This window comes from Fretibacterium fastidiosum (assembly GCF_000210715.1).
GTDB lineage: Bacteria > Synergistota > Synergistia > Synergistales > Aminobacteriaceae > Fretibacterium > Fretibacterium fastidiosum.
Genome location: NC_021038.1, coordinates 1,028,854 through 1,030,685 on the forward strand (window position 1 = coordinate 1,028,854; position 1,832 = coordinate 1,030,685).

Annotated in this window: 2 protein-coding genes; both read left to right on the forward strand. The window is 62.6% G+C overall.

The window, feature by feature from the left end:
- On the forward strand, positions 1 to 1,347 hold a 1,347-nt coding region (locus tag SY1_RS04670; protein ID WP_208872866.1), incomplete at its 5' end, for a hypothetical protein.
- 17 nt (positions 1,348 to 1,364) lie between these two features.
- On the forward strand, positions 1,365 to 1,832 hold a 468-nt coding region (locus tag SY1_RS04675), incomplete at its 3' end, for a hypothetical protein (RefSeq protein WP_208872868.1).

Sequence of the window (1,832 nt, forward strand, 5' to 3'; positions counted from 1 at the left end):
TTTCTGTTCGCCGCGCTGATGGCGTGGCCCGTGACGTACCTGATCTTTCGTGACCGGGGCAACTGGGAGTTCGTCCGGGTTCCGGGGCGGGAGTACTGGATCGACCATGCGGCGGGCGGCTTTGCCGGGGGCTCCGGCGGTTGGGGCGACCCCTACGTGATCGAGACGGCGGAGCAGCTGGCCCTGGTGGCGAAACGGGTCAACGGAGGGGAGGCGAAGGGAGCCCATTTCCATATCTCGAGTGACATCGACCTGTCGGGCCGGGACTGGGTGCCGATAGGGACGAGGGAAAACCCCTTCACGGGATATCTGGAGAGCACCGGAGCCGTCGTCTCCAACCTGACGATCCGAGGGGACCGCGACGGGCAGGGGCTCGTCGGGGTGATGGAACATGGGCGTTTGTCGAGCGTCACGCTGGAGAGTGTGGACGTCAAGGGGCGAGACCGCGTCGGCGGACTCGTTGGCGACGGAGATTACACGCGCATAGAAAACTGCGGTGTATCGGGCTCGGTGCGGGGAAGGGACCGCGTGGGTGGCCTGGCCGGTTATCTCGATTGGAATTTTTGTGAGTTCAACCTCTACCGCGGCGAGGTCACGGGCAGGGATGAGGTCGGTGGTCTGGTCGGCCGGTGGGCGAGGGAGTCCAGGAAGTGGAGCGGCTGCGAGGGGGGGATGGCCAGCGCCAATGTACAAGATATTTGGAAAACCACCCTGATAGGGTTCTCCGGAGTTGTGGGCCATGTGTCCGGAGAGCGTTGGGTCGGCGGAATTGTCGGGTACATTACTGAAAGACACAATTCTTTTAGAAATCCCAGCTTCATGGGTAAGGTGAGCGACAGGCGCCACGATTCAATGGTGGCTCTGATAGGAGGGATTAAGGGTGCACCACAAGAGGCTATTAAGGAAATGCCCTCCTACGAGCTTTTCTATGGATGGGGCACACTGCTTTTGAGGGAGGGCGGCCTGTTCGTCCGTGTGGATGGAGAAGAGGTGAGAATCCCCGGCGAGGAGGGGCCTGCGGTTCTGCGGGCCGTCATCTCCGGGCAGGCTCCGGAGGGGATCGCAAGCTCGGACAGGGTGCGCTATATCGAGGTGAAGAGGGCCGTGAAGAGGGCCATGGAGGTTTACGAGTTGGGCAGCGTCCCTCTGGGCGAGTCGGGGTATAATCCCATGGCCATGTTTTTTACCGGAGGTTATTTCACTGTGGAGGGCGACCGTTTCAAAGTGCTTTCCACGGAAGGCTTGGGAGGAATCTACGCCCCCCGTGGCCTGTACTGCGTTCCCTGCGTCAAGCGCCGGGAGGATGGGGCTTGGGATGTCGTCTGGGTTCTGATCCGCGTGGTGTGAGGAAAAAGGTGGTGACGATGTTGAGGAGGAGAGCGATTGTATTTCTGTTCGCCGCGCTGATGGCGTGGCCCGTGACGTACCTGACCTTTCGTGACCGGGGCAACTGGGAGTTCGTCCGGGTTCCGGGGCGGGAGTACTGGATCGACCATGCGGCGGGCGGTTTTGCCGGGGGCTCCGGCGGTCCGGGCGACCCCTACGTGATCGAGACGGCGGAGCAGCTGGCCCTGATGGCGAAACAGGTCAACGGAGGGGGGGCGAAGGGGGCCCATTTCCATATCTCGAGTGACATCGACCTGTCGGGCCGGGACTGGGTGCCGATAGGGACGAGGGAAAACCCCTTCACGGGACATCTGGAGAGCACCGGAGCCGTCGTCTCCAACCTGACGATCCGAGGGGACCGCGACGGTCAGGGGCTCGTCGGGGTGATGGAACAGGGGCGTTTGTCAAGCGTCACGCTGGAGAGCGTGGACGTCGAGGGGCGGGAC